Annotated in this window: 22 protein-coding genes; 13 read left to right on the forward strand and 9 right to left on the reverse strand. The window is 68.0% G+C overall.

The window, feature by feature from the left end; genetic code table 11:
• Positions 1 to 13: 13 nt before the first annotated feature.
• The gene (gene leuS / locus ACK8HH_RS18505) at positions 14 to 2881 is read right to left on the reverse strand and encodes a leucine--tRNA ligase (RefSeq protein ID WP_412475445.1); all 2868 of its coding nucleotides are present in this window, start codon (positions 2879 to 2881) and stop codon (positions 14 to 16) included.
• 128 nt (positions 2882 to 3009) lie between these two features.
• Between leuS and ACK8HH_RS18510 the strand changes: the two genes are divergently transcribed.
• Genes ACK8HH_RS18510 through ACK8HH_RS18520 form a run of 3 tightly spaced genes read left to right on the forward strand, consistent with a single transcriptional unit; the run spans position 3010 to position 5028 of the window.
• Positions 3010 to 3528, forward strand: a complete 519-nt coding sequence (locus tag ACK8HH_RS18510; RefSeq protein WP_006896739.1) for an SdpI family protein — start codon at positions 3010 to 3012, stop codon at positions 3526 to 3528.
• A gap of 4 nt (positions 3529 to 3532) precedes the next feature.
• The gene (locus ACK8HH_RS18515) at positions 3533 to 4519 is read left to right on the forward strand and encodes a bile acid:sodium symporter family protein (RefSeq protein ID WP_412475446.1); all 987 of its coding nucleotides are present in this window, start codon (positions 3533 to 3535) and stop codon (positions 4517 to 4519) included.
• A 47-nt stretch (positions 4520 to 4566) separates the two neighbouring features.
• The gene (locus ACK8HH_RS18520; RefSeq protein WP_412475447.1) at positions 4567 to 5028 is read left to right on the forward strand and encodes a hypothetical protein; all 462 of its coding nucleotides are present in this window, start codon (positions 4567 to 4569) and stop codon (positions 5026 to 5028) included.
• Here ACK8HH_RS18520 and ACK8HH_RS18525 read toward each other — a convergent pair.
• Positions 4971 to 6269 carry an MFS transporter gene (locus ACK8HH_RS18525; RefSeq protein WP_412475448.1) on the reverse strand — a complete coding sequence of 433 codons (1299 nt, stop codon included), beginning with the start codon at positions 6267 to 6269 and terminating at the stop codon, positions 4971 to 4973. The two genes, ACK8HH_RS18520 and ACK8HH_RS18525, sit on opposite strands and share 58 nt — an antisense overlap.
• A 70-nt stretch (positions 6270 to 6339) precedes the next feature.
• On the opposite strand from ACK8HH_RS18525, the gene ACK8HH_RS18530 reads away from it, so the two are divergent.
• Positions 6340 to 6930, forward strand: a complete 591-nt coding sequence (locus ACK8HH_RS18530; protein ID WP_045537089.1) for a YqgE/AlgH family protein — start codon at positions 6340 to 6342, stop codon at positions 6928 to 6930.
• A 39-nt stretch (positions 6931 to 6969) separates the two neighbouring features.
• Here the strand turns inward: ACK8HH_RS18530 and ACK8HH_RS18535 are convergent, their stop codons facing one another.
• From ACK8HH_RS18535 to ACK8HH_RS18550, 4 genes are all read right to left on the reverse strand, one after another.
• Positions 6970 to 8076, reverse strand: a complete 1107-nt coding sequence (locus ACK8HH_RS18535) for an MBL fold metallo-hydrolase (protein ID WP_412475449.1) — start codon at positions 8074 to 8076, stop codon at positions 6970 to 6972.
• Between the two features lie 293 nt (positions 8077 to 8369).
• Positions 8370 to 9005, reverse strand: a complete 636-nt coding sequence (locus tag ACK8HH_RS18540) for a DedA family protein (protein WP_006896745.1) — start codon at positions 9003 to 9005, stop codon at positions 8370 to 8372.
• A 56-nt stretch (positions 9006 to 9061) separates the two neighbouring features.
• Entirely contained in the window at positions 9062 to 10153 is a 1092-nt protein-coding gene (locus tag ACK8HH_RS18545; RefSeq protein ID WP_006896746.1) for an aminotransferase class V-fold PLP-dependent enzyme, read from the reverse strand.
• Between the two features lie 32 nt (positions 10154 to 10185).
• Positions 10186 to 11637 carry a CCA tRNA nucleotidyltransferase gene (locus ACK8HH_RS18550; RefSeq protein WP_412475740.1) on the reverse strand — a complete coding sequence of 484 codons (1452 nt, stop codon included), beginning with the start codon at positions 11635 to 11637 and terminating at the stop codon, positions 10186 to 10188.
• A gap of 104 nt (positions 11638 to 11741) precedes the next feature.
• On the opposite strand from ACK8HH_RS18550, the gene ACK8HH_RS18555 reads away from it, so the two are divergent.
• The 3 genes from ACK8HH_RS18555 to murJ are packed head-to-tail and all read left to right on the forward strand — an operon-like array spanning position 11742 to position 19103.
• Positions 11742 to 12836: an NUDIX hydrolase gene (locus ACK8HH_RS18555; protein WP_346074745.1), complete on the forward strand. Its 1095-nt coding sequence runs from the start codon at positions 11742 to 11744 to the stop codon at positions 12834 to 12836.
• Positions 12826 to 15456: a DUF6049 family protein gene (locus ACK8HH_RS18560; protein ID WP_412475450.1), complete on the forward strand. Its 2631-nt coding sequence runs from the start codon at positions 12826 to 12828 to the stop codon at positions 15454 to 15456. Before ACK8HH_RS18555 ends, ACK8HH_RS18560 begins: the two co-directional genes overlap by 11 nt.
• Positions 15453 to 19103, forward strand: coding sequence for a murein biosynthesis integral membrane protein MurJ (gene murJ / locus ACK8HH_RS18565; protein WP_346074743.1), 3651 nt, complete (start codon positions 15453 to 15455; stop codon positions 19101 to 19103). The genes ACK8HH_RS18560 and murJ overlap by 4 nt, the downstream gene beginning before the upstream one ends.
• 4 nt (positions 19104 to 19107) lie before the next feature.
• Here the strand turns inward: murJ and ACK8HH_RS18570 are convergent, their stop codons facing one another.
• On the reverse strand, positions 19108 to 19995 hold the full coding sequence (locus tag ACK8HH_RS18570; protein WP_006896751.1) for a sterol desaturase family protein: 888 nt from the start codon (positions 19993 to 19995) through the stop codon (positions 19108 to 19110).
• A gap of 121 nt (positions 19996 to 20116) precedes the next feature.
• On the opposite strand from ACK8HH_RS18570, the gene ACK8HH_RS18575 reads away from it, so the two are divergent.
• Positions 20117 to 20806 carry a TetR/AcrR family transcriptional regulator gene (locus tag ACK8HH_RS18575; protein ID WP_006896752.1) on the forward strand — a complete coding sequence of 230 codons (690 nt, stop codon included), beginning with the start codon at positions 20117 to 20119 and terminating at the stop codon, positions 20804 to 20806.
• A gap of 27 nt (positions 20807 to 20833) precedes the next feature.
• Here ACK8HH_RS18575 and ACK8HH_RS18580 read toward each other — a convergent pair whose 3' ends face one another.
• Positions 20834 to 21154 (reverse strand): hypothetical protein, encoded by a 321-nt coding sequence (locus ACK8HH_RS18580; protein WP_006896753.1) that lies wholly within the window; start codon positions 21152 to 21154, stop codon positions 20834 to 20836.
• A gap of 179 nt (positions 21155 to 21333) precedes the next feature.
• On the opposite strand from ACK8HH_RS18580, the gene sigM reads away from it, so the two are divergent.
• The 5 genes from sigM (at position 21334) to ACK8HH_RS18605 (ending at position 25076) form a co-directional block, all read left to right on the forward strand.
• Positions 21334 to 21897: an RNA polymerase sigma factor SigM gene (gene sigM, locus ACK8HH_RS18585; RefSeq protein WP_006896754.1), complete on the forward strand. Its 564-nt coding sequence runs from the start codon at positions 21334 to 21336 to the stop codon at positions 21895 to 21897.
• 105 nt (positions 21898 to 22002) lie between these two features.
• A complete protein-coding gene (locus ACK8HH_RS18590) occupies positions 22003 to 22278 on the forward strand; it encodes a hypothetical protein (RefSeq protein ID WP_101841504.1) in 276 nt (91 codons plus the stop codon).
• Between the two features lie 154 nt (positions 22279 to 22432).
• Positions 22433 to 23377, forward strand: coding sequence for a thioredoxin-disulfide reductase (gene trxB, locus ACK8HH_RS18595; RefSeq protein ID WP_006896756.1), 945 nt, complete (start codon positions 22433 to 22435; stop codon positions 23375 to 23377).
• A 48-nt stretch (positions 23378 to 23425) separates the two neighbouring features.
• Entirely contained in the window at positions 23426 to 23761 is a 336-nt protein-coding gene (trxA, locus tag ACK8HH_RS18600; protein ID WP_006896757.1) for a thioredoxin, read from the forward strand.
• A 163-nt stretch (positions 23762 to 23924) separates the two neighbouring features.
• Positions 23925 to 25076, forward strand: a complete 1152-nt coding sequence (locus ACK8HH_RS18605) for an N-acetylmuramoyl-L-alanine amidase (protein WP_006896758.1) — start codon at positions 23925 to 23927, stop codon at positions 25074 to 25076.
• On the opposite strand, the gene ACK8HH_RS18610 is transcribed toward ACK8HH_RS18605, so the two are convergent.
• Positions 25031 to 25792 carry a hypothetical protein gene (locus ACK8HH_RS18610; protein WP_006896759.1) on the reverse strand — a complete coding sequence of 254 codons (762 nt, stop codon included), beginning with the start codon at positions 25790 to 25792 and terminating at the stop codon, positions 25031 to 25033. The genes ACK8HH_RS18605 and ACK8HH_RS18610 overlap by 46 nt on opposite strands.
• Between the last annotated feature and the right edge of the window lie 42 nt (positions 25793 to 25834).

Here is a 25834-nt window from a genome sequence, read left to right on the forward strand (position 1 = left end):
CCGTCGAGCGCGGTCAGGGAACCACGTTCACCATCTTGCCGGGCACATAGATCACCTTGCGCGGCTCGCCGTCGAGCAGCGCGGCGATCTTCGGGTCGGCCAGCGCGGCGCCGACGACCGTCGGCTCGTCGGCGTCCGCGGCCACCTGGATACGGCTGCGGACCTTGCCCTTGACCTGCACCGGGATCTCGATGCTCTCCTCCACCAGCCACTGCTCGTCGACCTCGGGGAAGGGTCCCCGCGCCAGCGAACCGTCGTGGCCCAAGCGGCTCCACAGTTCCTCGGCGAGATGGGGAGCGAGGGGAGCGAGCATCAGGACCAGCGACTCCACCGTCTCCCGCGGCGCGCCGCCGGGGTAGTTCTTGGTGAGGAAGTTGGTCAGCTCGATCAGCTTCGCACCGGCGGTGTTGGTCCGCAGGTTCGCGAAGTCGTCGCGCACGCCCTCGATCGTCCGGTGCAGCGCCTTGTTGGCCTCGTCGGACGGCGCCTCGTCGACGACGTGGACTCCGCCGGTCTCCTCGTCCACCACCAGGCGCCAGACGCGCTGCAGGAAGCGCTGCGCACCGACCACGTCCTTGGTGGCCCACGGGCGCGACTGGTCCAGCGGACCCATCGACATCTCGTAGACGCGCAGGGTGTCGGCGCCGTAGTCACGGCAGATGTCGTCGGGAGCGACGGAGTTCTTGAGCGACTTGCCCATCTTCCCGTACTCCTGCGTGACCTCCTGGCCCTGGTAGAAGTACTTGCCGTCCCGCTCGGAGACCTCCTCCGCCGGAACGTAGACGCCGCGCGAATCGGTGTACGCGTAGGCCTGGATCATGCCCTGGTTGAACAGCCGGCGGTAGGGCTCGCTGCTGGTGACGTAGCCGAGGTCGAACAGGACCTTGTGCCAGAAGCGCGAGTACAGCAGGTGCAGGACCGCGTGCTCGACGCCGCCGATGTACAGGTCGAGGCCGCCGGGATCGTCCGGCCCGTGGATCGCCGGTCGCGGACCCATCCAGTATGCCTCGTTCTCCTTGGCGCACAGGGTCTCGTCGTTGGTCGGGTCGATGTAGCGCAGCTGGTACCACGAGCTGCCCGCCCACTGCGGCATCACGTTGGTGTCGCGGGTGTAGGTCTGCAGACCGTTGCCGAGATCGAGTTCCACGGTGACCCAGTCGGTGGCCTTGGCCAGCGGGGGAGACGGCTCGCTGTCCGCATCGTCGGGATCGAAGGAGACGGGCTGGTAGTCGGCCACCTCAGGCAGCGCGATCGGCAGCATCGACTCTGGCAGCGCGTGCGGGGCGCCCTGGGCGTCGTACACGATCGGGAAGGGCTCGCCCCAGTACCGCTGCCGGGCGAACAGCCAGTCGCGCAGTTTGTACTGCACGGTGCCGGTGCCGGTGCCGTCGGTCTCCAGCCGCTCGATCATCGCGGCCTTGGCCTCGTCCACACCGAGCCCGTCGAGGAAGCCGGAGTTGATCAGCGGACCGTCGCCGGTGAACGCCGACTCCTCGATGCCCTGCTCCGAACCGATCACCTCGAGCAGCGGCAGCCCGAAGGTGCGCGCGAATTCGTAGTCGCGGGTGTCGTGCGCCGGAACGGCCATGATGGCGCCGGTTCCGTACCCGATGAGCACGTAGTCGGCGATGAAGACCGGCACCGGACGACCGTTGACGGGGTTGGTCGCGAACGCACCGGTGAAGACGCCGGTCTTCTCCTTGTTCTCCTGACGCTCCAGATCGCTCTTGGCGGCGATCGACGCGCGGTAGGCCGCGACGGCCTCGGCGGGCGTTGCCGCGCCGCCGGTCCATCGCTCGTCCACCTCGTCGGGCCACTGGTCGGCGACGATCTCGTCGACCAGCTCGTGTTCGGGCGCCAGGACCATGTAGCTGGCACCGAAGAGGGTGTCGGGCCGGGTGGTGAAGACCTCGATTGAGGCGTCCGTCCCCGGGACCGGGAACTGAACCTGCGCACCGCGCGAGCGGCCGATCCAGTTCCGCTGCATCGTCTTGACCTTCTCCGGCCAGTCCAGCAGCTCGAGATCGTCGAGCAGGCGGTCGGAGTATGCGGTGATCCGCATCATCCACTGACGCAGGTTCTTCCGGAACACCGGGAAGTTGCCGCGTTCGCTGCGACCGTCGGCGGTGACCTCTTCGTTCGCCAGCACCGTGCCCAGGCCGGGGCACCAGTTCACCAATGAGTCACTGAGGTACACCAGGCGGTACTCGTCGAGCACCTCGCGACGCTCGGCGGCGCTGAGCGCCACCCAGTCGCGTCCGTCCTCGAGCTCGCGCGAACCGTTCTCGAACTCCTCGATCAGCTCCGAGATGTGACGCGCCTTCTTCGCCTCCGGATCGAACCAGGCGTTGTAGATCTGCAGGAAGATCCACTGCGTCCACCGGTAGAAGTCGATGTCGGTGGTGGCGACGCGGCGGCGCTCGTCGTGCCCGAGACCGAGGCGGCGGATCTGCTGCAGGTACCGCTCGATGTTCGCCTCGGTGGTGGTGCGCGGATGAGTGCCCGTCTGGACGGCGTACTGCTCGGCCGGCAGGCCGAACGAGTCGAAGCCCATGGTGTGCAGGACGTTCTTGCCGGTCATCCGCTGGTAGCGGGCGAAGACGTCGCTGGCGATGAAGCCGAGCGGATGGCCGACGTGCAGACCGGCGCCCGACGGGTACGGGAACATGTCCTGAACGAACAGCTTGTCCTCGGCATCGGGGGAGTCGCCGGAGAAGTGCGAGAAGTCGCCCGCCAGCGGGCCGACCGGGTTCGGGGCGGCGAAGGTCTGGTTCCGCGTCCAGAACTCCTGCCAGCGCGCCTCGATCTCGCCGGCGGTCTGCGCGGTGTACCGGTGGGCGGCGCTGTCGGCCGGACGATTCGTCGAATCAGCAGAAGTCACCCGACCAGCGTAAATCCTCGCGTCCCGGTGCCCAAAAGCGACCAGTGCCCACCGCGAGGTGAACCCGCCGCGGCCCGCTCGCCGTTATCCATTTCGCCCGGACGACGAGCCCGTCGTACAGTGACCGTGTGTCTATCGCGTCCACCGTCGTCTCAGTTCTCGCGCTGGTGCTTGCGGCCGGATGGCTCGGAGTCGGCGTCGCCGGCCTGACCGGTGCGCTCCGCCGCAACCGCTGGCTCGGTGTGCGTTCTCCGGAGACGCTGCGGTCGGAGGAGACCTTCGCCGTCGCCAACAAGGTCGCGGCGCCCGGCTTCCTCGGGGCTGCTCTGATCCTCGCCGTCACCGGCGGTCTCGGACTCGCCTTCGGCGGCTGGGGCCTGCTGTTCGCGGTGTTCGGCATCGTGGTCGCGGTCGGGGTGATCTCGGCGGTCGGGGGCATGGCCATCCAGGCCGCGCAGAGCGTGCCGGTGCCCGACGCGGGCGGGTGCGGCTGCTGTTCCGGCGCCGCCGATACGACGGCGGGAGGCTGCTCGGAGACCGCGGGCGACGACGACGCGGCGGCCGCGGACTGCGGCGAATCGAGCTGCGGTACGTGCGCACTGAGCGGCATGTGCCTGTCGGAGGACAACCCGCACAACGCCGGGTAGCTCGATGCGCAGACTTCTCGATCGTTCCCCGATCGACGGTTTCGTCCTGTCGATACTGCTCGCCGTGGTCGTCGCCGCGGTCTTCCCGGCGCGGGGCGCCTTCGCCGACGTCATGGACTGGGTCGTCACCATTCTGATCGGACTGCTGTTCTTTCTCTACGGCGCCCGGTTGCATCCGCGGGAGGCGCTCGACGGTCTCACCCACTGGCGCCTTCACCTGACGATTCTGAGCTTCACCTTCGTCCTGTTCCCGATCATCGGGCTCGTTCTGCTGCCCCCGCTGACACCGGTCATCGGCGATCAGCTCGCACACGGCGTGCTGTACCTGACCCTGGTGCCCTCGACCGTGCAGTCGTCGATCGCCTTCACCTCCATCGCCCGGGGCAACGTCGCCGGCGCGATCGTGAGCGCCTCGGCCTCCAACCTCCTCGGCGTCTTCGTGACGCCGCTGCTGGTGGTACTGCTGATGAGTTCGGAGGCCGGCGTCCACATCACCGCGGCGTCGGTCACCAAGATCGTGCTCGAGATCCTGGTCCCCTTCATCGCCGGTCAGCTGTGCCGGCCATTGGTGGCCGGATTCCTGACGAAGTACGCGGCACCGACGAAGTACGTGGACCGCAGTTCCATCGTGGTGGTGGTGTACGTCGCCTTCAGCGAGGGCGTGGTCTCGGGGATGTGGTCGATCGTGAGCGTCTGGGACGTGATCGCGGTCTGCCTGCTGTCGCTGGTATTCGTGATCGCCATGCTGGCTCTGACCGGCTGGTTGCCCAAGCGTCTCGGCTTCTCCCGTGAGGACACGATCGCGATCCAGTTCTGCGGGACCAAGAAGTCACTGGCGACGGGACTTCCGCTCGCATCGGTGATGTTCGCCGGAAGCGCCGTCGGCTTCATCGTGCTGCCGCTGATGATCTTCCATCAGATCCAGCTGATCCTGTGCTCGATGCTGGCCAGCCGTTACGAGAAGCAGGCACTGGCGGTCACCGAGGCCTGAGGCGGCGTGTCCCGGAACCGGCGTCGCCGCCGGTGCGTCCAATCGGTATGGACACCGCCATCGAGTACTACTTCGGCACCGGACACGCACCGCCGACGCACTGGTGGACCGCGCCCGACCTCGACCTCGACGGTGACGGCCGGCTCGATGCCGTCGCTCTCGACTTCGACGGCGACGGTCGTAGCGACGATGCGATATGGGATACCGACGGAGACGGCGTCGCCGATCTGGCAGCCCTCGATCTGGACGACGACGGCGTCCGCGAGAGCTTCTACGCCGACGGCGGCGGGGGACTGTGGGAGACGGCCGCGGACCCGCCGCCCGATACCGGCGCCGTCTCCGCCCGGCCTCCCGCCGAGACACCGCTCGACACCGACGGCGACGGCAGACCCGACACCGTCCTGCTCGACGGCGACGGCGACGGTTTCGCCGATGCCTACCGGCGCGTCGGCTACCGTGCCACCGGCTCCGACAGCAGTACGGGCGGAGCCGATCCCTCGGCCCGCTGACCGGACCGCCAGACGCCGGCGGCGGCGACGGCGTACAGCGCCGCACCCGCGAAGATCAGCGGCACACTGAAGCCGGTGGGCGGAATGACGAGTGCGGCCACGAAGATCGCCGCCACGAAGGCCGTGTTGAACAGCGCGTCCTGCACCGCGAACACCTGCCCGCGATAAGAGTCGTCGATGTCGCATTGCATCGCGACGTCGCCGCAGAGCTTGATCGTCTGTCCGGCGAGACCGACCAGCAGCGCCGCGATCAGCACCGGGACCGGACGGACCGAGAGCAGCATCAGTTCCGCGAACGCCCCGATCAGCAGGGCCCAGACCACTGTGCCCCGACGCCCGGCGCGCCGGACCGACACCGGCGTCGTCCCGGCCGCGATCAGCGCTCCGACAGCGACGAAGGCGCCGATCATGGCGATGGCCCGAACGTCGGCGCCCAGAGCGTCTCCGAGTTCGGTGTTCCGCACCAGCATGAGGAACATCAGCGTGTTCAGCCCGAACACCAGCCGGTGCGTCCCGATCGCGCTCAGCACGATGGCGACACTCGGCGTGCGCACCACGGCGCCGAGTCCGTGCGAGAGCCCCCGGACCACCGAATACGCCGCCGTGTGACCGACTCCGTCCGGATGGTCCGGTCCCAATTGACGAACCGCGAACCTGGTGGCCAGCAGCGCCGAGCACACGGCGAAGACCGCTCCCGCGAGCAGGGTGGCGCCCGAACCGCCGTTGTCGGCCCCGAAGATCATCCGCAGCACCCCGGAGACACCCGCTCCGGCCGCGAGCATCGCGGCGCCCACCGTCGTGAACACCGCATTCGTCTCCACGATCAGTTGCGGCGGCGCCACGTGCGGCAGGCTCGCCGACAGGCCCGACGCCACCAGCCGGCTGCAACCGGTCACCAGCAGCGCCGACAGCAGGACGACGGGTTCGGCGGTGTCGGTGCTCATGGTGATCGCCACCACGACCACAGCCGCGGCCCGCAGCAGGTTGACGAAGACGAGCACGCGTCGACGATCCCAGTGGTCGAGCAGGGCGCCGGCGAAGGGACCGAGGAGCGAGTAGGGGAGCAGCAGCACGGCGAAGCCGCCGGCGATCGCCATCGGATCGGTGTGCCTGTCGGGGTTGAAGAGGATCGAGAAGGCCAGCGCGGCTTGGAAAGCGCCGTCGCTCAGCTGGCTCAGCAGACGGACCGCGAACAGCCGGAACAGCCCCGGGGCATGCGTTACCGACTGCAAACTCTTCACCAGTCGAGTTTACGGCTCATCTTGAGCCGGGGTGGCGGCGTCACCGGGCGCTGAGTGTCATTATTGAGGTGTGTCCGGCGCCGACTATCTGACCGATCAACCCGAGGTGAGTGCGGGAAGCCTGCTGATAGCGTCCACCGCTCTCACCGGGCCGACGTTCGCCCGCACGGTGATCTACGTGATCGAACACGATGAGCAGGGCACTCTCGGCGTGGTTCTGAACAGGATGTCGGACGCCGCGGTGTACAACGTGCTGCCCGCGTGGACCGAGCTCGCCGCCAGTCCTCGCGCGGTCTTCGTCGGCGGTCCCGTGGCGACCTCGTCGGCGCTCTGCCTCGGAGTCGCGAAGACCGGCGTCGACGTCAGCAAGCAGCCGCGTCTGCACCAGGTGCTCGGTCCGGTGGCGATGGTCGACCTCGACGCCGATCCGGACGAACTGGCACAGGTGCTCACCGGCGTCCGGATCTTCGCCGGCTACGCAGGCTGGGATGCCGGTCAGCTCGACGAGGAACTGGCGGAGGGCAGCTGGATCGTCGCCCAGGGCCTGCCCACCGATCTGCTGGCCGAACCCTCCGTCGACGTATGGCAGCGAGTGCTCGCCCGGCAGCCGTGGCCCCTGCCACTGCTGTCCACCTACCCTCGCCATCCCGAGGAGAACTAGGGCAGGTCGCCGGTCACCGCTTCGCCACCGGAACGACCATCATGTCCTCGCCGACGGTGACCCGGCCGTCGTATCCGCGTTGGGCTTCCTCGGTCCATACCTTGGGTCGATCGTGCGTCCCCCGGTTTCTTCGATGTGTGACAGGACCAGAGACGGCACGTTCGCCTTTTGGGCGATGGGACCGACTCCGTTCACGAAAACGTGAGACTTGCGGTGGTGATCGATCACGTCCTCGGTGAGCCCGGCATCCGGCGGGATGCGGAGTGCCTCGTGGACGAGAACGTCCGACGAGTTGAGGTTCTCCGAGTGTCGAGTGTCGCCGGAGAACGTGACGGCGCCGTGGTCGGTGTCGAATCGGAAGGCGAAAGAGGGAAACACCGGGCCGTGTGGAACGAGCGTGGCCGTCACCTTGACCCGATCGTCTTCCATCACGGTGAACGGTGCCATGTCGGGGGCAGTGTTGTCCCACCGCGCACCGGTTGCCGCCGGGATGGCGATCTCGTGGATGTCCGGGATGTCGCGGGGGTCACGGAAACCCGCATCGCGCATGAGGACGTTGCTGTTGTATGCGAAGGCCTCGTGGAGCCTGTCTGTCATCTCGCGGGTTCCGGGCGTCGGACTCTGCGGGGCGACAGTGGTCACCTGCCGGCCACCCAGCGCTTCCGGAAGCCCTCCGGCGGATCCGGGTCCGTAGACCGGGATACCGGTCGGGACGACGTCTCCGTTCTTCTCGCCGGTGGTACCGGCCATCATGAAGTAGTTGTAGTAGTCGGCGACATGGTCGGCGTGCAGATGGGTCAGGAAGACTCCCGCCATTTCCCGGTAGTGCAGTCCGGACCTCTTGTACTGCGTCACCGAGCTGCGACCGCAGTCGATCAGGTAGGTCTTCCCGTCCACCACCAGGGCCGTCGAGATGCCCACTCGCTCGGTCGCCGGCGGCGGTCCGGCCTTCGTGCCGAGCGGAACGAGCGTCGACTTCGACTGCTGCAGATCGGGTGGCATCGCCGTCGGCGTCGGCGAACTGGCCACCGGTTGGGTCGATCCGCATGCGGCGACCAGACCGGCCCCGGTAAGCGCCGCCCCGCCTGCGAGCGCGGCGCGGAGGAAGTTCCGGCGGCCGAGATTCGACGAAGCCTTCTCGGCCACAGGCCGGCTAACGTGCTCGTGATGTGAACCGCAATTCATTGCGGATTCCTTTCGATCAGTGGCGAAGAGAGACGGCGTGAGTCACAGCGGCGTCCGTGCGTCGCGGGCGTGCTGTGCCGGGCGGACGAGGAGGGCCTCGACGCCGTACTGACGCCCATATGATGTGTACCCGGTCACAATTAGAATAGTCAATAGACTTTCTAAAGTTTCCGATGTTTTCGATGTTGTGGCGCGGTTCCGCATCACCGCTGAGCCGGGTGACCCACCGCCGAGTTCCGATCGTCAGCCATGTCTTAGCCGCCGCTGCCCCGACGGCGTTCGGCCCGGCCGGCCCGGACGCGGCGGAAAATGAGGAATCCGAACGCCGCGACACCGACGGCGACACCCACGATCAATGCGACCTCGGCGCCCAGAGTGGCGCCCACGCCGTACGAGACCAGCAGCACGGTCATCGTCCAGCTGATTCCGCCGATCGCGGAAGCGAGAGCGAACCGGGTGTATCTCATCCGCCGGGACCCCGCGAGCAGTGGCGTCACACTCCGGACGTATCCCACCCAGCGCGCCGAGGCGATCGCCAGGACCGCGTCGCCCGACTCGGGCGCCCGATAGCCGGAGGCGATCGCGCGGCGGACCACCTTCCGGCCGAGCCGCGTCCGGGCCAGCCGCGGGCCGGTGACCACGCCCACCGCGTAGCCGGTCGAGTCGCCGGCGATGGCCGCCACGGCGCAGACCGCGATCAGCACACCGATGACGGGCTTGCCGACGGCCGCCACCACGCCCGCGGCGATGAGCACTGCCTCGCTCGGGGCCACCAGTCCCACCACCGCGACCGCCGTCTCGAGATAGACGACCCCGCCCGCGATGAGGTAGACCGCCCATGCCGGGGCGGAGTCGACGAGATCGGTCAGCCGATCGGTCAATGTGTGCATATCCGCGCTTTTCGGGGCGAGACCGCGCGTGATGAGCGGCCGAATGGTCCGGCGGCTCAGTACCCCATGGTCCGGATGGCGTTGGCGAGCTGATCCAGCTGTTCCGGGCGCACATCGAGGTGAGGGCTGATCCGCAGCAGCGAATCCTCACCGGCGAGGGGCGCGCGCCAGGAGTCCGCCGCCGTGACCAGAAGCCCGATCTCCCGCAGTCGGTCGCGCGCGGCCTGCACGTCGGCCGGTCGCCATCCGGGCGGCGGCGCCAGGGTCACCAGTGCCGAAGGCTCGTCGACCGGCTCCATGACCTCCCAACTGCCGATCCCGTGCAGTCGTTCGCGCGCGATCCGTCCGATACCGGCCAACTCGGTGTACACACGCTGCTGTCCGATGTCGAGGAACTCGGCGACCGCCGTCGAGAGTGCCAGCTGGCCGGCGATGAACGATTCCGACGGCAGCAGTCGCACGTCGATGCGCGAGTCGGGCCGGATGGCGATGAATCCGACGCCCCGGGGTCCGGTGAGCCATTTGCGCGAGGTGCCGTAGACCACATCCGCGCCGGTCACGGTGGGCACATGCCCCACCGACTGCGCCATGTCGACGATCACCGGAACGCCCGCGTTGTGCGCCACCTCGACGATCTTCGCCACCGGCTGCACCAGTCCGCTCGCCGAACCGATGTGGCAGACATGGATGAAGTCGGGCTGCTCGAACTGCAGCATGTTCTCCAGCGAGTCGACGTCGACGTGCCCGTACACGTCGCCCTCGGGCATGGTGCGGACCGCGAAGTCGCGGCGTTCGAACTCCAGCAGGTTGGGACCGAACTCATTCTTCGCGACCCATACCGTGGGGGAGAGCGGGAGCGCCATGGTGTTGAGCAGCGCCCGCAGCGCCGACCGCGCGCTGTCTCGGAAGACGATCTCCTCGGCGCGATGGCCGATCAGCGAGCCCAGTGCGCGGCGGCCGGCTTCAAGGGCCTCTGCGCGTTCGTCGGCGGCGATGTAGGAACCGTTCCTGGCCTCGCGGATCAGGTGTTCGTGCAGAGTCGTGATGACCGCGTTCGACGAACGCCCGGCCGAGGCGGCGTCGAGATGCCCGATCGAGGGTTCCACTCTCGCTGCATGCCACTGTTCACCGAGTTCGCTGCAGTACATGCCTTGAATCTACCCTGTGGCTCCGGGCCCGATCAGTCGCCGTTGCGGTCCGCCCACCATGCGCGCAGAGCCGCCTCGGCGTCCTCGCGGCTCATCGGCCCGCTGTCGAGCCGAAGCTCCTTCAGGTACCGCCAGGCCTCACCGACCACCGGGCCGGGCGGGAGACCGAGCAGCTGCATGATCGCGTTGCCGTCGAGGTCCGGTCGGACCCGATCGAGGTCCTCGGCCTCCCGCAGCACGGCGATGCGGTGCTCGAGATCGTCGTACGTCTCCTGCAGACGCCGGGCACGGCGCTTGTTGCGGGTGGTGCAGTCGGCGCGCACCAGCTTGTGGAGCCGGTCGAGGAGCGGACCGGCGTCGTTGACGTACCGGCGAACCGCCGAATCGGTCCACTTGCCGTCGCCGTAGCCGTGGAAGCGCAGGTGCAGGAAGACCAGTTGCGAGACGTCGTCGACGACCGCCTTCGGGTACTTGAGCGCCCGCATCCGCTTGCGGACCATCTTGGCGCCGACCACCTCGTGGTGGTGGAAGCTGACGCCGCCGCCCTCCTCGTGCCTGCGGGTGGCGGGCTTGCCGATGTCGTGCAGCAGCGCGGCCCAGCGCAGAACCGGGTCGGGGTCGCCGGTCTCGAGGTCGATCGCCTGCTTGAGCACCGTGAGCGAATGCTGGTAGACGTCCTTGTGCTGGTGATGCTCGTCGATGGTGAGCTTCATCCCCGGGATCTCGGGAATGATCAACTCGGCCAGACCCGTGTCCACCAGCAGGTCGACAGCCTCGATCGGATGCTCGCCGCAGATCATCTTGTCGAGTTCCACCCGGATCCGCTCGGCGGTGATCCGCTCGATCTGCCCGGCCATCTCACCGATGGCGCGGCGCACGCGGTCGGAGAGCCGGAAGCCCAGCTGTGAGACGAAACGCACGCCGCGCAGCATTCGGAGGGGATCGTCATTGAACGACGACTCCGGCGCGGCCGGGGTGTCGATGACGCCGGCGAGCAGATCCGCCATGCCGTCGAGCGGATCACAGAACTCCTGACCGCCCCCCGGGAGCAGCCGGACCGCCATCGCGTTGATGCGGAAGTCCCGGCGGAGCAGATCGCCTTCGAGCGTGTCGCCGAAGGTCACGACGGGGTTCCGGCTCTGCTGGTCGTAGATGTCGGAGCGGAAGGTGGTGATCTCCACCGTCTCGCCCCCGCGCGCGGCGCTGACCGTGCCGAACTCGATGCCGGTGTCCCATACCGCGTCCCCCCAGGTCGAGAGGATCTCGGCGATCGTCTCGGGCCGGGCGTCGGTGGTGAAGTCGAGATCGCCCGCCAGTCGGCCGAGGACGGCGTCGCGCACCGAGCCGCCGACGAGGTACAGCTCGTGCCCGCGCTCGGCGAACCGGTCCGCCAGCGGAGTCAGGACGTCGCCGAGAGAGTTCAAGGTCACCGCCGCCGACGCCAGCAGTCGCGTACGCCGTTCGGAGCGCTCGGCGGCGCTCATCTGTCCACGTGGCGCTGTGTCGGTCATGGGATGACAGACTACCGACTGCCGACCCGCTCAACCTGTTCGGCTAACACCCGGTTACAAGCGGCTAGCATCGGGGTGTGTCCGCTGAACCCTCGCTGCAGCGCCCGGACGTCGATTCCGACGCTCCGGTGTCCGAGGGTGCCTCCGGGCCGAACGGCTCCGGCTCTCAGGATAATGCGGCGCAGGCCGCGGGCGGAAGCACCCAGGCCGGACGTTCCCGGCACAATCGGCGCGGCCGACGCCGGCGCGGCAGGCGTTCCGGACGCGGAGGCGGGCAGCAGCAGAGCACGGACTCTGCGGCCGAAGGGGGGTCCGGCGAATCGGCGAAACCGAAACCGGGACCGCGAAACGCGGGGTCGAAGGGCAACGGCGGCGCCAAGAACGCGGCGCCGAAGAACCTCACTTCGAAGGCAGGGTCGCAGCAGAGCGCCGACGACGGGCGGACCAAGCCGTCCGATCTCGCCAGCCGGGCGCGCCGCAGCGGGTCCAACAGTCCCGCGGCCATGCCCCGCACCAAGCGCCGTACCGCACGCAAGCCCGAGGCCGAGGGCGGACCGCGGCTGCACACGGTCCGCGAGACGTCGGCCGGCGGCCTGGTGCTCTCCGACATCGACGCTCCGTTCGGAGAGCTGTCGGCCGCGCTGATCGGCCGCATCGACAGGCGCGGGCGCATGATGTGGTCGCTTCCGAAGGGGCATATCGAGACCGGCGAGACGGCTGAGCAGACCGCGATCCGGGAGGTCGCCGAGGAGACCGGCATCGAAGGCACCATCGTCGCGCCGCTCGGCAAGATCGACTACTGGTTCGTCAGCGAGGGTCGCCGCATCCACAAGACGGTGCATCACTACCTCCTGCGATTCACCGGCGGCGAGCTGTCGGACGCCGACTACGAGGTCAGCGCCGTGGCGTGGGTCCCGTTGAGCGAGCTGCCCCGTCGACTGACGTACTCTGACGAGCGACGTCTGGCGCGGATGGCCGAATCGGTGATCGCTGATCTGCAGAGCGACCCACACCGGTTGGCGCAGTCAGAAGCCAGCTGCCTCCGCACCGAGCCGAACGACTATGAGAAAGCCGCAGCCGCACGCAACCAGCGACGCAACGAGCCGCCGCCGGCGCCGAAACCTCGTCGACGCCGGCGGCGCCCGCGTCGCACCGCATCCGGTGACAGCTGACCGAATCCCGTCGCGGCGTTCGTCACTTCTGTTCGTGCTGTCGGCGGTCGCCGTCCTGCTGGCCCTGACCGTCGGCGCAGTGCCTGTGGCGCACGCTGATTCGGCTTCCACCTCGTCGTACGCCACACTCGGACTGACCGAGGTCACTCCGACCACCGTCACCAGTTCCACCGGCGATCGTGTGACTGTCCGCGGTCGCGTGGTCAACACCGCGGGCAAACCGATCAGCGACGTCAGCGTGCGGCTGCAGCGCGGTCACGCGCTCACCGAGTCCTTCCAGCTGCGCAGCTCACTGACCTCACCCTCGGCCGACTACTCGGTGAGCAGCACCTCGCGGCACGTCACCGGCACCCTGGGAACCGGCGAGTCGGCCGATTTCACCATCTCGGTCCCCGTGAACGGCCCCACCGGTCTCGATCTCACCGAGGCCGGGGTGTATCCGCTGATGGTCGACGTGATCGGCACTCCGCGCGACGCGGGCACCGTGTCGATCGCGGATTCGCGCACGCTGCTCCCGGTGCTGTCGCTGCCCGCCAGCCGCACCCGCGCGCAGAACTACGTCGACCCGGCCACCGGTGCGCCCGGCGCTCCACTGCTCGGCCGGGACGGATCGATCGCGCCGAACACCTCCCGCCCCGCACCGTTCACGATGATCTGGCCGCTCGCGGCCGCACCGCAGGAAGCCGCGGGCATCCTCGGCGGCGGCACCGCGGAGCTGCGGCTCACGAGCGACGCCCTGGGCCATTCCCTGCAGCCCGACGGCCGCCTCGGGATGTCGTTGCAAGCGCTGGAGCAACTCGCGGGCACCGCGTCCTCCGACACTCCGCCGACCGTCGGCCCCGGAACCACCGAACCGGCGGCGAGTCCCGACGACCCGGTGCGCGACTCGACCTGTCTCGCCGTCGACCCCGACCTGCTGCTCACAGTCACGAGAATGGCCGACGGCTACGTCGTCACCGACGATCCGGCAGACCCCGAGGCCCGCACCCACGACGGGCAGGGCGCCTCGGCGGCCAAGTCGTGGCTGCGCGGCCTCACGCAGGTCGCGAGCCGAATGTGCGTCACCGCACTGCCTTTCGCACAGGCCGGCCTCGACTCCCTCCGCACCGTCAACGACGCCGGGCTCGCGCGGCGCGCCGTGCTGAATCCGTACGACACCGTCGATGCGATCCTCGGCGTCAAGACCGTGCGCGGTCTCACCATTCCCGCCACCGGAACGCTCACCGACGCCGGCCGCGATCTGCTGTCCGAACTCGGCGTCACCTCGGCGGCCATCGCAGCCACGTCGCTGACTCCTCTCGGCGCCGACCGCGCACCCACCTCGGGATCGGCGTCCGGCCGTTACCGGAGCCAGGCGACGCATCTGCAGAGCTACGACATCGCGATCAGCGCGGCCATCGGAGGCGCCGGGCTCACGCCGGTGGTGCCTGCGATCGTTCCCAACTGGCAGCAGCCGAACCTCTCGGGCGAGTCGGCGGTGAGCCGCAGGCAGGCGGCCGCCGCCGCCCTGGCCTTCCCGATGCTCGACGCTCCGGCGCCCACCGCGTCGGCCGAAGCGGATTCGACCAGGCTCCCGACCACCGGGCGGTCGGCGTTCATCATGCCGCCGACCTATTGGTCACCGACCGTGCAGGACGCACAGGCACTGCACGACACCGCCGAGCTCATGCTGTCTTCGGGCACCGCCCGCCCGGTGCCGCTCGCGACCGTGGTGGACGAGCTGCCTGCCGCCGCCACCCCCGCCGAACTCGACGTGCCCGGCGACATCTCGCCCGACTCGGCGGCGGGATACCCGATCACGCAGAGCGACGCCGAGACGGTGCGTCAGCGGCTGGACCGTATCGACCACATGCAGGCCGCCCTGGTCGGAAACGCCGAGACCGTCACCACGCCGGCCGAATACCTGGCGCCCTTGCGCGACGACCTGCTGCGCGCGGTGTCGAGCGCGTCGACCACCGATAACGCGGTGGCGCGCGGCCAGCGCACCGATCGGCTGACCGCGGTGGGCATCACTCTCGGCAACATGCAGCAAGCGGTCTCCCTGCTCGATCCCAGCGGCCGATACACCCTGGCCTCCGAGCGGAGCCCGCTGCTCCTGGTGGTCCGGAACGATCTGGCGCTTCCGATCCGGGTACGGCTGGACATCGACGCACCCAGCGCCCTGGAGGTGGGCGACGTCGGCACCGTCGAGATCCCGGCCGCCGGAACCCGGCAACTCCAGATCCCCACCCACGCGTCGAGCTCGGAACCGGCGACGGTGCACATCTCGCTGGTCACCTCCAGCGACGTGCCGCTGAGCACGCCCATCGAACTCTCGATCTACGCGAACGCGTACGGCAAGCCGCTGTTCTGGATCACCGTCGGTGCGGCCGTCATCTTGATCCTGCTGACCGCACGCCGGCTGTGGCATCGGTTCCGCGGCGAGCCCGACCCCGCCGACGAGGACCGGCCGGAGCCGGACGAGGAGGACCTGGAACAGGCGACGCTGAGCTATCAGGACAGACTTGAGGCGGAACGGGCCGCGGATGGGCAACTCGACGGCGAGTTGCCCGGAGAACGCGCGGCGGGGGACTCTGGGCCGTGGGACAGTGGGCCGAGGGACAGCGGGGAGCGTGAATGAGCAATCGTCCGAACCAGCGCACCGGAGATCCGCGCGACGCCGGGCCGGGCGCCGCCAGGGCTGAGCCGGCGGCGGTGAGCCCCGGGGCGGCGAACGGCGGCGGAGCGGACGCTCCGGCGGTGAAGCCCGACGACTCCGACGTCGGCATCATGCGCACCGGCGGCTCCATCGCCATCGCGACCCTGATCAGCCGGATCACCGGATTCATCAGGACCGTCCTGGTCCTGGCGATGCTCGGCGGCGCGGTCGCGTCTGCCTTCCAGGCCGCCTACGTGCTCCCGAGCATGATCGCCGAAGTGGTCCTCGGCGCGGTGCTGACCGCCATCGTCATCCCGGTGCTGGTGCGCGCCGAGAACGAGGACGCCGACGGCGGCGCAGGCTTCATCAACCGCATCTTCACCCTGACGCTGGTGCTGCTCGGCGTCGCCAGTCTCATCGCGATCGTCGCGGCGCCCCTGCTGACCCTGTTGAACGTCGGCGACGGCCAGGTGAACCGGCCGCTGACCACCGCACTCGCGTATCTGCTGCTGCCCGAGATCCTCTTCTACGGACTGTCGGCGCTGTTCATCGCGATTCTGAACATGAAGGGCCTGTTCAAACCCGGTGCGTGGGCGCCGGTCCTGAACAACGTCGTTCAGATCACCACGCTGGTGCTGTACTGGGCGATGCCGGGCGAGATGACGCTGAACCCGGTCCGGATGTCGGAGCCGAAACTGCTCGTCCTCGGCATCGGCACCACGCTCGGCGTGGTGATGCAGGCCGCGATCCTGATGCCCTTCCTCCGCAAGGTCGGCGTCCATCTGAAGCTCGAGTGGGGTATCGACGCCCGACTGCGGCAGTTCGGGGGCATGGCCGTCGCGATCGTCGCGTACGTCCTGGTACTGCAGGTCGGGCTCGTGATCACTTACCGGATCGCCGCCCACGCCACCGCGTCGGGAATCTCGGTGTACGCGACCCACTGGCAACTGCTCCAGCTGCCTTACGGCGTCCTCGGCGTCACCATCCTGACCGCGATCATGCCGCGTCTCTCGCGCAACGCGGCCGCCGACGACACCGACGCCGTCATCGATGACATGTCCCTCGCGACACGACTGACGATGATCGCGCTGGTACCGACGGTGGCCTTCATGACCTTCTTCGGCCCGGCCATCGGCATCGCGATCTTCAATTTCGGCAAGTTCGACGCCGATACCGCGTCTCAGCTGGGGTCGGTGCTGTCGTGGGGCGCGTTCACGTTGATTCCGTACGCGATGACCCTCGTGCAGCTGCGTGTGTTCTATGCGCGCGAGGACGCCTGGACCCCGACCCTCATGGTCGTCGGGATCACGGCCGTCAAGGTCGCGTCGTCGTATCTCGGTCCGGTGATCTTCGACGATCCCGAGCTCATCGTCCGGTGGCTCTCGCTCTCCAACGGTCTGGGCTATCTGGTGGGCGCGATCGTCGGTCAGATGCTGCTGCACAAGCGCCTCGGCATCACCCGGCTCTCCGACGTCACCCGCACGACATATCAGGCGATCGGAGTCTCGCTCGCCGTCGCACTCGCGGTGTGGCTCGTCGCCGATCTCACCGGGCTCGACGAGATGTCGACGCAGGCGGGCAAGATCGGCTCGGTGGTCTATCTCGGATTCACCGCGATCATCGTCCTGGGCGTCACCTACCTGCTGCTGACCGCACTGAAGATCCCCGAGATGGTCACCATCAGCAACACGGTGCAGCGTCTCCTCGGACGGTTCATTCCGGCACTCGCCCCTGCACCCACACCGTCGGCCGACGACTCCGACTCGCGGACGATGACCATCCAGATCCCGCGGATCACCTCGGACGATTCGGTCCCGTACGCTGGTCAAGTAGACGTCCGTCGCCGGTTCGATCGAGGCACCGCGACGTGGCAGGAGTATTCGGTGTTGTCCGGCGGGGCGGTGGGCGAGACCATGGTCCTCCCGGTTGTGGGAGGTCCCGGTCCTCGACCTCGGCCCTACGGGCCACCACGTCAACGAGGAGTTCCGCCGATGGGCCAGAACGGCAACAAGGGCGGCCGTCCGACCGGCCCGGCCGCCGGTTCGCCGACTGGTCCGTCCAGTGAGGCCACCCGCATCATGGGACCGCCGCGCGGACCTCGCCTGGTTCCGGGCGCCGCCATCGCCGGTGGGCGCTACCGCCTCCTCGAGAAGGAGGGCGGAACCCGCGGCCTGGAGTTCTGGCGCGCCAAGGACACCGGACTCGACCGCGAAGTCGGCCTCACGTTCGTCGACCCCGAACAGAAGGCGCCGCCGATCCGGCCGGGCGACCGCGACGACGACACCGGTCCTCGCGCGATTCTGAATCGCACCCGTCGGCTCGGCCAGCTCCACTCGGCCGGCGTGGCCCGGGTGCTCGACGTGGTCCGCAGTGCTTCCGGCGGCGTGATCGTCACCGAATGGATTCACGGCTCCTCGCTCAAGGAGGTCGCGGCCACGTCGCCGTCGGCGATGGGTGCCGCGCGCGCGGTCCGGGCTCTGGCCGCGGGCGCCGAAGCAGCGCACCGCACCGGTGCGACTCTGTCGATCGACCACCCGGACCGGATCCGCGTCAGCACCGACGGTGATGCGGTCCTCGCCTTCCCGGCGGTCATCCCCGGTGACGACCGGACCGGCGACGTCCGCGGTCTCGGAGCGGTCCTGTACGCGCTGCTGCTCAACCGCTGGCCGCTCGACGCCGCCACCGGTGCGGTCGCGACAGCGGGTTCCGCGCCGGTCGGCGGGATTCCGCCCGCCGAGCCCGATCCCGAGCATCCGTCGCGTCCGATCGCACCGCGCGCGGTGAAGCCCGAGATCCCGTTCGAGATCTCGGCCGTCGCCTCGCGCGCTCTCGAGGGCGACCGGGGCATCCGCACCGCGGCCACCGTCCAGCACGTCCTGGACCAGGCGACCGTGGTCGATCTCAAGACCGACATGATCCCGCGCGTCGAGTCCCGGGAGGCTCCGGTCTCCGTGGCGCCGCTGTCGAGGACGCGCAAGGAACGCCTGCTGGGCGAGGGTGAGGCGGGTCGCCGCAACACCGCGCTGCTGGCGGGCGCCGGTCTGTTCGTGCTCTTCCTGATCGTCGCCGTGGTGGTCGCGATGACCAACGTCTTCGGCGGCTCGGGCAACACCGAGTCCGATATCGACTCGATCCTGCCGAGTGAGAGCGCATCGGCGACGTCGGCACCCGCTCGCACTCCCGCGGCTCCGGCGGTGAGCCTCAAGTCGGTGACGCTCCTGGACGTGTCCGGCGAACCGCCCGACTCCGCACCGAACATCCAGAACCTGCTCACCGGCACCCCGCCGGCCTGGCGGACCGACGCCTACCGTGGCAGTCCGCAGTTCGGCGGTCTCAAGTCGGGGATGGGGCTGCTCTTCGCCACCGGCGGCGACAACACCGTGCGATCGGTGACGATCACGACCACCACTCCCGGCTTCCAAGTGGAGCTGCGGACGTCGGACCAGAGGTCTCCGACCAGCCTCGATCAGACCACGCAGGTCGGCGGCGGAACCGTGGACTCCAAGTCCACGACGATCAAGGTCGACGAGCCGGCGTCGGCGCCGTACTTCATCGTCTGGCTCACCACTCTGCCCGTGGGGCCGAGCGGCGACTACCAGGCCGTGATCTCGAAGGTCAGCGTCTCCTGACGGCTCACGACGAGACCTTCTCCGGAGCCGGCGCCCACCCGGGCGGACCGAAGACGTAGCCGAGCTTGGCGCGCAGAGACGGGGCCTCGCGGACGTCGCGGGCGATGTTCACGTACTCGTGCGTCTGCAGGGTCCAGATGTTGTAGGTCTCGACGGGCTTGGTGAGCCCGTAGTGCGGCCGGTCGAGTTCGGGCTGGAACGAGCCGAAGAGCCGGTCCCAGACGATGAAGGTGCCGCCGTAATTGCGGTCGAGGTATTCCGGATCGCTGCCGTGATGCACTCGGTGGTGCGAGGGCGTGTTCATCACGAACTCGAAGGGTTTCCACATCTTGTCGATCCGCTCGGTGTGGATCCAGAACTGATAGACGAGGTTCAGCGAGTACACGGCGAAGACCACCGCGGGCGGGAAGCCGAGCAGGGGGAGGGGCGCCCACATGATGATACCCATGCTGTTGTTCCACTTCTGCCGGAGCGCCGTCGCGAAATTGAAGTACTCGCTGGAGTGGTGGGCTTGGTGAGTGGCCCAGACCAGGCGTACCCGGTGGGCGATCCGGTGCTCCCAGTAGAAGAGGAAGTCGAGAGCGATGAAGCCGATCACCCAGGTGTACCAGGCGTCGACCGGCAGATGCCACGGCGCGACGTACGCGAACAGCGCGCTGTACCCGAACAGAGCGACGAACTTCCAGAAGGCCGACGTCCCGATCGAGACGAGCCCCATCAGGATCGACGTCCGCGCGTCCCTGCGCTCATAGGAGCCCTTGGGCGGCCGGCCGTCGCCGTCCTCCCGCTCCAACTTGGCCGCGGCGTAGGTCTCCAACAGCAGCAGAACCGCGAAGAACGGGATCGCGAGCACCGTCGGCTCCCGCATCGGTTCGGGCAGGAAGTCCAGCAATCTCCACCCCTCCAGAACGCACGGACGGATTGTTCTCGTCCGATTTATTTGACACAGTACCGTGTCAGATATGCGGTGCCAACCCCTGGCCCGAATCGCCTCGGCGGTAGAATCTGATTCGATGAACAAAAACAGTGGTGGGCGAACATACGGGGGTGTGTCCGCCGCGGAGCGACAGAAACAACGACGATCCGCGCTCGTGGAAGCGGGTGTGGAGTTGTTCGGCACCGAGGGATACGTCAACGTCTCGGTCAAGAAGATCTGCGACGAAGCCGGTCTGACGCAGCGGTACTTCTACGAGTCGTTTCCCGACCGAGTGAATCTTCTTGCAGCGGTGTACCAGCGTTGCGTCGACATCGCTCGCAGCGCGACGATCGCGGCGGCCACCGAGGTCATCGATCGCGCCGGCGTGGCCGACGGACCGGTTCCGGCGGCTGTCATCCCGATCCTCGCCGAGGAGGCATTGGGCGGCTTCATCAACAGTCTCGTGGAAGATCCGCGGCGGGCGCGGGTCATCCTCATCGAGGTGGTCGGCGTGGCACCCGAGATCGAGAAGTTGCGGCTCGGCGCCATTCACGACTGGGCCGATCTGATCGCCGGATTCGCGAGCAACGGACGGCCGACCACTCCGAAGCAGAAGCTCGCGGCCATCGGCCTCGTCGGCGCCATCACGCAGTTGCTCGTCGACTGGCAGATGGCACTGACCGACCCGATCAACGAGCAGGCCGGCCCCGATCTGTTCCAGGTGGACTCGGTCCACGATGTGGTCACCGAGATGTTCGTCGCCACCTACGACAAGATCTTCGGCTGAGCCGGCCGCCGTCGCACCGGGCGACGGTCAGCGGTTCGCCGTGAGACGCTCACGGATCCGTGTGCACGCGTCGTCCAGTTCCGCGATCACGAACAACCACTCCGAACCGTCACCGAGGGTGAGACACAGACGATCGGCCTTGCCGCCGGAGAGCAGCCTGCCGGTTCCCGGCGCCGACCCGACGGCTGCCACGAACTTCAGCGCGACCGAGAAGCGCGCGCCGGCGGCTCGCTTCGACTTCGGCTCGAAGACGACGTGCGTCTTGGTCAGCGCCAGCTCACCGGGAACGGCCATCCGGCCCATCGATCGGGCGGCCCGCCAAGCGGCCAAGGGCTTGTCGTCGCTCATGAGACCAGCCTAGTAAGAGCGGCGGCGACAACGGCACCGAGGCGGACAGAGCCTCGAGAACACACTCTGATGTGCATAAGTCGGCTTCACCGCGCGATTCGTCCACAGGTTCGCCAACAACCATCCACAAAGTGAGGAAAAGCTCGAATCCGGCACTGTTTCGCGCTTAGTGTCGTCGCATGACTCGGGGGATCATCGATCAGAAGACCGATGCGCACTTGCTTCGCGCACACATCGGGGGCGACGCCGGAGCGTTCCGCGAACTGTACGAACGGCACCGGAATCATCTCTGGGCCATCGCCTTACGCACCACAGGCAATGAGGACGACGCCGCGGACGCGATGCAGGACGCGTGGATCTCCATCTACCGCACGGCCACCTCCTACCGAGCCGACGCATCAGTGTCGAGCTGGTTGCACAAGATCGTCGTGAACTCCTGCCTCGACCGCCTGCGCCGCATCCGCTGTCACGAGACCATGCCCCTCATCGAGTTCGAGTCGGCACTGCTCGCCGACGAACGCGACTACACGGTCGGGATCGACGTCGGACTGTCGATCGGCCGAGCTCTCGACGTACTGCCGCCCGACCAGCGGGACGCCGTCATTCTCGTCGACTATCACGGATACTCGATCCGCGACGCCGCGGCGATCCTGTCGGTGGCCTGCGGGACGGTCAAGAGCCGCTGCTCCCGCGGCCGGGCCAAGCTCGCGATGGTTCTCGAGTATCTGGACGATGACTGTTAGGGCTCCGGCCGACTCACCGGAGATCATCGCCGGAACCGATTCGTCGGCACGTGCGTCTAAGTAGTGTGGATGGCGACGACGGACGATAGGCGATTCTCAAAGATCATGGTTCCTTCAGCGAAGCACCGGGCGGGCCGCCCCGCGCCTGAGCCGCCGTACTCGACGGAGCTGCTGGCGGATCTGCACGCGGACGCACTCGAGCCCGAAGTCGCCGCACACGTCCGGAGTCGGCTCGCCGCCGATCCGCACGCCGCTCAAGTGCTCGCCGCGCTCGATCGCGTGCAGACGGAGCTGCGAGAACGCGGGCAGTCGGCGGCGCCGATGCCCGATGCGATCGCGGCCCGTCTCGATTCCGTGATCGACCGACTCACCGGTGGCTGAACCGTCGCGCCGAACGGCTCCTCGGTGAGGTGCGCCGCACCGGAACGCACACGCGGGAACATCGCGCCATACTCTGGTGTTGACTGATGCGTCTGCCCGGCGTCATCGCACGATGCAGGCCGCACCGAGCGGACTACGCGACAACGGAGGATTGATGAGCGACAACCAGAACCAGATCCATGACGTGATCATCGTCGGGTCGGGGCCTGCCGGCTACACGGCGGCGATCTACGCTGCCCGGGCCGAACTGTCGCCGTTGGTCTTCGAGGGCATCTCCTTCGGCGGCGCCCTCATGACGACGACCGAGGTCGAGAACTTCCCCGGCTTCCAGAAGGGGATCCAGGGTCCCGAACTGATGGACGAGATGCGCGAGCAGGCGCTCCGCTTCGGAGCCGACCTGCGCATGGAGGAGGTCGACGCCCTGCGGCTCGAGGGCGAGATCAAAGAGGTCGAGGTCGCCGGCGAAGTCCACCGGGCCCGCAGCGTCATCCTCGCGATGGGGGCGGCGGCACGTTATCTGAACGTCCCGGGCGAGCAGGAACTGCTCGGCCGCGGTGTCTCCGCATGCGCCACCTGCGACGGCTTCTTCTTCCGGGACCAGGACATCGCGGTGGTCGGTGGCGGCGACTCAGCGATGGAGGAAGCGACCTTCCTGACCAAGTTCGCGAAGTCGGTCACGCTGATCCACCGCCGCGACGAGTTCCGCGCCTCGAAGATCATGCTCGAACGCGCTCGCGAGAACGAGAAGATCCGATTCATCACCAATGCGACCGTCTCGGCGGTCAAGGGCGAGAACACCGTCACCGAACTGGAGCTCACCGACACCGAGACCGGAGAGGTCCGGACGCTCGACGCGACGGGAATGTTCGTCGCGATCGGTCACGATCCGCGAAGCGATCTCGTCAAGGGACAGGTCCAGCTCGACGACGACGGTTACGTCAAGGTCGTCGGCCGCACCACGTACACCAACCTTCCCGGCGTCTTCGCTTGCGGCGATCTCGTCGACCACACCTACCGACAGGCGATCACCGCCGCCGGCAGCGGCTGTTCGGCCGCTATCGACGCCGAACGATGGCTCGCCGACCAGGCCCACGCCTGACCGAACCTCACGCCGGCCATCCGAGCCGACGACCATTCAGGAGGAAGAATGTCTGAGAACACCGTTGCAGTCACCGACGCGACCTTCGCCGGCGACGTGATCGAGGCCTCCGGGTCCAAGCCCGTCCTCGTCGACTTCTGGGCCACCTGGTGCGGCCCCTGCAAAATGGTGGCTCCGGTGCTCGAGGAGATCGCCCGCGACAACAGCGACAAGCTGACCGTCGCGAAGGTCGACGTCGACCAGAACCCGAACGTCGCCCGCGAGTACCAGATCATGAGCATTCCCACGCTCATGCTCTTCTCCGGCGGTAAGCCGGTCAAGACCATCATGGGCGCCAAGCCCAAGGCGGCTCTGCTTCGCGAACTGTCCGACGTCCTCGCCTGACATCGCTGCCGATCGGCCCACGCCCGCACCCGGGCCGTGGGCCGATCGTCACAGAACGGCGCGATCATTTGTCGCGCCCGGCGCTGGCTGAGAGAATGGTGCGAGTCTCGGATCAGCAATGCCTCGGTCCGGGTCGGCGGTATCGAGAGAGTGGGAAGTACGTATGCAGGTGTTGCGTCTGGGGGACCACGGTTCTGCGGTAGCCGAGATCAGGGCCATTCTGGCCACCCGTGGATTACTGCCCGACGCTGCACCCACCCCGCCGTCCACCACGCAGGGCCCCTGGTCGCCGCCCGAGGCGGTCTTCGACAAGGCCTGCGACCGTGCGGTGCGCGCCTTCCAGCAGGAACGCGGACTGATCGTCGACGGGATCGTCGGATACGCCACCTACACCGCCCTGCGCGAAGCCTCGTACCGTCTGGGCGCCCGCATTCTGCTCTACCGGCTCTCCGCGCCGATGACGGGCGACGACGTCGCCACGCTCCAGTCGCGCCTGCAGAATCTCGGCTACTACCACGGACTGGTGGATGGAATCTTCAGCGAGGTGACGCACCACGCCGTCTGCCTGTACCAGACCGAGTACGGTCTCTCGTCCGACGGCATCTGCGGGCCCGCGACGCTGCGATCACTGGAACGTCTCGGCACCCGCGTCACCGGCGGCTCGCCGCACGCGATCCGCGAGGAGGAGCACGTTCGCAAGTCCGGTCCGCAGCTCACCGGTAAGCGAATTCTGATCGATCCCGGCGACGAGAGCCCCATCGGGAACGAGAACACCCTGCTCTGGGATCTGGCGGCCCGTCTCGAGGGCCGGATGTCCGCCGCGGGTATGGAGACATTCCTGTCGCATGACGCGAAGACGACCCCGACCGACGACGACCGTGTGCGGGTGGCCAATCTCGCCGATGTCGACCTGATGATCTCGTTGCGAACCGGCCATTACCCGAACGAGAAGGCCAGCGGGCTCGCGACGTTCTACTTCGGCAACACGCACGGTTCCTACTCCACGATCGGGCGCAATCTCGCCGGGTACATCCAGCGGGAGATCGTGGCACGCACCGGCTTCCTCGACTGCCGCAGCCACCCACGGACCTGGAACATCCTGCGCTCCACGCGGATGCCGGTCATCGTGATCGAAGCCGGCTACATCACCAATCCTCACGACGCCGCGCAGCTGAGCGACCCCGCCATCCGCGACACCATCGCCGAAGCCGTCCTGGTCGCAGTCAAGCGGCTGTACCTGCTCGGTGAGAACGACCGGCCGACCGGAACTTACACGTTCGCCGAACTGCTTGCGGCAGAACAGGTCACCGGCTGACTGATCGGGTCCGCCAGCATTTCCGCCGGCGGGGTCTCCACCAGTTTCCGGAGCGCACGCTCCACCTGGCTCTTCCAACCCAGGCCCTCGTCGAGTTCGAGCCTCAGACGCGGCAGGTACGGGTCGTCGGCGACCACCTCGAACCCGAAGTCCGTCAGCAGTCGGGTCGGCAGAATGCACCGGCGGCACACGTCAGCGGCCAGGCCGCTGCCGAGAAGCAACGTCACCAGATCCATCGCGAGGGACTCGTCGTCGCCGCTGAAACCGAACGCCTCCACCGCGCGCACTCCGCGCCGGACGAGGTCGGCCACGACGGCGTCGAGCAGTGCCGTCGACTCGCTCTCGAAGCCCGGTTCCATGCGAATCGTAGTGAGTAGAACGGCATCCGCACCGACCGGGGCGGTGGGGAAGTGCTGCGCGCGGGGCACCCGTCCCGGCGGGGAGTAGAAGGCGGCACCGACGACTCGTCCGGTCGTGGGTTCCACAGCGACCTGACAGCACACACCCCATTCCAGCAGGAGTCCCGACAGCCAAGCCTCTTTGTCGAACTCACTCTCGGGTCCGGCGGAGTCCGTGCGCTTATCACCTCCGGTGATCACCGTGTCGATCGCGGGCGACCCACCGGTCCGATCGACCTCCCAGAAGACGCAACGACGGGAATGCAGCGGCAGAGTCTCGAAGTCTTCGAGCTCCAGTGGCACCACAGACAGACCCATCGCTGCGGTCTCCTCCTTCTCGCGGCGGAAGATCGTCAAGGT

The organism is Gordonia sp. LUNF6 (genome assembly GCF_047041125.1).
Taxonomy (GTDB): Bacteria; Actinomycetota; Actinomycetes; order Mycobacteriales; family Mycobacteriaceae; genus Gordonia; species Gordonia sihwensis.